Source organism: Sulfurovum sp. (assembly GCF_041562805.1).
Lineage (GTDB): Bacteria > Campylobacterota > Campylobacteria > Campylobacterales > Sulfurovaceae > Sulfurovum.
Map to the genome: position 1 here is coordinate 1 of NZ_JBFFOH010000184.1, position 4326 is coordinate 4326.

The 4326-nt window shown below is 40.0% G+C and carries 6 protein-coding genes; all 6 read left to right on the forward strand.

Annotation, left to right across the window (positions count from 1 at the left end):
• Window positions 1-437, forward strand: a 437-nt coding sequence (locus ABYK33_RS14045) for a hypothetical protein (protein WP_373033913.1), incomplete at its 5' end; no start/stop codon positions are given.
• 143 nt (window positions 438-580) lie between these two features.
• The gene (locus ABYK33_RS14050; RefSeq protein ID WP_373033914.1) at window positions 581-2032 is read left to right on the forward strand and encodes a major capsid protein; all 1452 of its coding nucleotides are present in this window, start codon (window positions 581-583) and stop codon (window positions 2030-2032) included.
• Window positions 2029-2583 (forward strand): hypothetical protein, encoded by a 555-nt coding sequence (locus ABYK33_RS14055; protein WP_373033915.1) that lies wholly within the window; start codon window positions 2029-2031, stop codon window positions 2581-2583. Before ABYK33_RS14050 ends, ABYK33_RS14055 begins: the two co-directional genes overlap by 4 nt.
• 170 nt (window positions 2584-2753) lie before the next feature.
• Window positions 2754-3680 (forward strand): hypothetical protein, encoded by a 927-nt coding sequence (locus ABYK33_RS14060; protein ID WP_373033916.1) that lies wholly within the window; start codon window positions 2754-2756, stop codon window positions 3678-3680.
• The gene (locus tag ABYK33_RS14065) at window positions 3616-3960 is read left to right on the forward strand and encodes a hypothetical protein (protein WP_373033917.1); all 345 of its coding nucleotides are present in this window, start codon (window positions 3616-3618) and stop codon (window positions 3958-3960) included. The genes ABYK33_RS14060 and ABYK33_RS14065 overlap by 65 nt, the downstream gene beginning before the upstream one ends.
• Window positions 3954-4326, forward strand: a 373-nt coding sequence (locus ABYK33_RS14070; protein ID WP_373033919.1) for a hypothetical protein, incomplete at its 3' end; no start/stop codon positions are given. The genes ABYK33_RS14065 and ABYK33_RS14070, both read left to right, overlap by 7 nt.

Consider the following 4326-nt stretch of genomic DNA (forward strand, 5'->3'; position numbering starts at 1 on the left):
AATCTGATATAGGTCAATCCATTCAGGCAATGGGTCAAAATTCTCTACAGGCAAAACAAGAGGAATTACTCGATGCTCAAATCAGTCAAGTAAAAACAGATACGGAATTGGCCCGACAGGAAGTTATTGCCGGTCAGACTGCCCGCTCTGTTAATAAAAATCCTCAAACTGAGATGAAAATTGGCGGTGCCGAAGTCAACAAAAACAAAGACTGGTCAGATGCTCAAATTATCGAAGATAGATACGGTGATGTTGTCTCATGGGCTTACGGTCTTGGTGTAGTCGGTGCTGATTTGTATCAGGCTATTAAAGACAAAACAAAAGCTCCCGATTCTGATATTAATAAGATAATCAATGAGATTAAACAATATAAACTTAATCTTAAGTTTAAAAATAATAGTATAGGAAACTCTGGAAAGGGTAAATTCTATCGTTAAGGAAAAACAAATGTATCGTAAACGCTCTTTTAAACGTCGCTCTACTCGTTATGGCTCTCGCCGTCCAAGTCGTCGCCGTCGTTCTACTCGCTCTCGTCGCCGTAAATCATACGGCCCACCTAAAATTGGTTATAGGATGTAATATGGCAAATCGTTCAAAACAAAACTTATCTAACTACAAACTTACTACCGCTGATATGGGTGAACTTATACCCGTTCAACTCCAGGAAGTTCTTCCTGGTGATACTATGAAGCTTTCTACTTCTGCATTGATTCGTGTGTCTCCTATGCTTGCTCCTGTTATGCATCCTTGTACTGTTCGGTTCCACCACTGGTTCGTACCAACACGCCTATTATGGGATGGTTGGGAAGACTTTATTACTGGTGGACCTGACAATGATAATGCTGATACAGTTCCTACTCTGCAAATCCCCGTAGGTGGTGGCGCTGGTCAAATTCCCGATTATATGGGTGTTCCTACTGTTCCAAATCTTGAAGTTAATGCTCTTCCTATTCGTGCTTATAATCTCATCTATAATGAGTTTTATAGAGACCAAGACCTAGTTAATCCCATCAGCAATATGGATAATACAGCAATCAGAAAAGTTGCTTGGCGAAAAGATTATTTCACTACTGCACGTCCATGGACTCAAAAAGGTTCTGATATTCAAATACCTCTTGGTGCTTCTGCTCCTGTTACTGGTACGATTTCAAATCCTTCTGTTTCTGTCACTTCTAATGCGAATTTTCGCACTGATGTTGGTAGCAATCTTCTTGATGATTTAGGCTCAAGCGGAACAGAAGTACATACTGGTACACAAGGTGATTCAACTCATTCTCTCGTCGCAGACTTAACTCAAGCCACGGGCGTTACTGCTAATGAGTTCCGCGAACTCTTTGCTCTTCAACGCTATGCCGAAGCTCGCGCTCAATATGGTTCTCGTTATTCTGAATATTTGCGTTATCTCGGTGTTAAACCTTCTGACGCTCGTCTGCAACGTCCTGAATATCTTGGCGGTGGTAAAAGTACACTACAATTCTCTGAAGTCGTCCAGACTGGTGCTGACTCAACTTCTCCTGAAGATGTCGGTCAGTTAAGAGGTCACGGTATTACTGCACTCAAGACTCGCAATACTAAAAAATTCTTTGAAGAACACGGTTATATGATTACTCTTATGTCTGTCGTTCCAAAATCTATTTATCAAGATGGCCTACATCGTACATGGCTACGTCAGGATAAAGAAGACTTCTATCAAAAAGAATTACAAAACATTGGTCAACAAGCCATCAAACAAGGAGAAATAGATGCAACCGATCCAACAACAACCCACGATACCTTTGGATATTCTGATCGATATGCTGATTACAGATCTACTCCCTCTACTGTGTCAGGTCAATTCAGAACTACTCTCGATTTTTGGCATTTAGCTAGAAAATTCGAGACTCCCCCACTCTTAAATCAATCATTTATTGAATGTGTTCCTTCTAAGCGTATTCATGCTGTTCAATCTGAGGATGTACTTTGGTGTATGGTCAACAATTCATGTGTGGCCCGAAGAATGGTCTCTAACAATACAAAAGGAATTTTAAGATGATAGAGACTCTCAACGGTAAAGGAAACGACAAGTTCACTGCTCATGCATATACAGAAATCTCTGTTATTGCTACTGGAAATTATCACATCGTCATAGACGACGAGATTCAATCTCCGTCTAAACGCTACTATGTCAAAAAAGGACAAGTCTTTGAGATACTTGCTGATAAAACAACTCGTCATACTATCCATCTCGCTACTATACAAAGTCGTAATGAAATTAACTCAGGGGAAAAATTAGTCGAAGTCATCGGTGATGACGAAATCTCTATTGAGGACCGTTTACGTTCTCAAATGATGGCCGAACTATCCCGACTCGCATCAGCTCAAGGTTTAGATACCTATGAAGATGATAACGACTTTGCAGATAACTTCGACGAAGATATACTCTCTCCTTATGAGACCAAAGAAATGGTCGAAGAATATCTCCTCGATAACAATCTTACTGCTGAACAGTTGCTTAACCCAGAGTCCCGCTCTTCTAGTAACTCGGATGAGTTACCCAAAAAAACTGACAACGTAGACCCTGTGTCAGACCAAAGCGAAGCGTAACCAAAATTGGGCCTCCGACGGCCCTTAATCTAGCCTATACTCACTACTTATAGAAATGCGTAAAAAGTGACAACGTATACGCGCTAGACAAACTCAAAAGGCACATACTTGATGTGCCTTATAACTACTGACACAAAATTATGCTACACTAACAAAAAAAAGGGTCAATAATGCGTTGTCTAAATCCACAAAACTTTCAAAAAGACGGAAATTATATCGGATGCGGTGGCTGTATGCCCTGTCGCATCAATCGTCAAAAAGAATGGTTTACAAAATTAATGCTCGAAACAAAAACTTTCCCTAATCCTGTTTTTGTCACTCTTACCTATTCACCTGAAAACATACCCCCTCTACAATCTTTAAACAAACGTGACTTACAAAACTTCTTCAAAAGATTCAGACGTAATCTTGATTACATCACAAAAGGTCATAAAATACGCTACTTTGGCGTAGGCGAATATGGCTCTCAAACTGAAAGGCCTCACTATCATGCTATCATTTACAATATTGACTTAGCTCTAGCGGAAAAGCTAGTAAAAAAATCTTGGAAGCTAGGTCATTCTCAAACTGGTGCTGTTAAAAAAGGCGGTATCCGTTACGTTACTGGTTATACTCTTAAAAAAATGACTAGCGAAAAAGACTACGAAAAAAAATCATATCCTCCTAGAGTACCCGAATTTTCAATAATGAGCCGTAACCCTGCTCTTGGCTCTTACTCTCTTCCCGCTATTGCTTCACGACTCAAAAAACATGGTATGTATCCGAACGCTATATTAAACTCTGAAGAAAAAATGCAGGCTCGTAATCTCGGTTTACAATTCCGTAATTTCGACGGCGTAATCAAACTTAATGGCATCTCTGCAAAACTTGATTTGCGGATGCTTGAGAAACTTGGTGAAATCATCGCTCCTAACTATCGTGACTGGTTACAACATCCTTCCGTTATAGTACCTCCTGAACTCAAAGCTTTTAAGCGGGCTTCTCATTCTAAATCATTTAATGATATAATGGATTTCATGCTAGGAGATGATTATGTCACAACGGAAAAAAAGTCTAAAAAAAGTTATCGTTCTCAAACAAACGCGCGTTCGCTCTAGGCGCGTTAAAAAGCTCATTAAACTTCAAAAGCTTTACAATCCGACATTTAATCGTCCTTCAGCAACTCGCACTTTTAGTCGTCTTAAAATCATCAAAACTGATACTCAAAACAAAGTTGGTGAAAAAAAGATATTTAATAAATTATATAGCGCAACAAAAAAAACAAAATGTCGCGTCAAATATAATGATGCTCTTCGTCGTTCAAACTTCTTTGCTTCTAAAGCACGAGGCGGTTCTGCACGGCCTGAACATAAACAAACTCATAAAAGGACATGCTAATGTTTGGTATAGATGCTGGCGTAGCTAATGCAGGAACACTTGGACATTCATATTTATTTCGTCACTGGGATAGACAAGACCTTAACGAACAACGTAATTATGACCGTGGTCGTTTTAGTCGTCTTGTTGAAGATGCAAACAGAGCAGGTATTCACCCTCTTTATGCGATGGGCGCAGGTACTACTTCTCCCGCTTTACAGACTAGCCCTGTTCCCCGCGGTGCTAAATCTGATATAGGTCAATCCATTCAGGCAATGGGTCAAAATTCTCTACAGGCAAAACAAGAGGAATTACTCGATGCTCAAATCAGTCAAGTAAAAACAGATACGGAATTGGCCCGACAGGAAGTTATTGCCGGTCAGACTG

Excerpts from the sequence above, each read along its gene's own strand:
- ABYK33_RS14050 (WP_373033914.1), top strand. The coding sequence starts at position 581 with ATGGCAAATCGTTCAAAACAAAACTTATCTAACTACAAACTTACTACC.
- ABYK33_RS14055 (WP_373033915.1), top strand. The coding sequence starts at position 2,029 with ATGATAGAGACTCTCAACGGTAAAGGAAACGACAAGTTCACTGCTCAT.
- ABYK33_RS14060 (WP_373033916.1), top strand. The coding sequence starts at position 2,754 with ATGCGTTGTCTAAATCCACAAAACTTTCAAAAAGACGGAAATTATATC.
- ABYK33_RS14065 (WP_373033917.1), top strand. The coding sequence starts at position 3,616 with ATGTCACAACGGAAAAAAAGTCTAAAAAAAGTTATCGTTCTCAAACAA.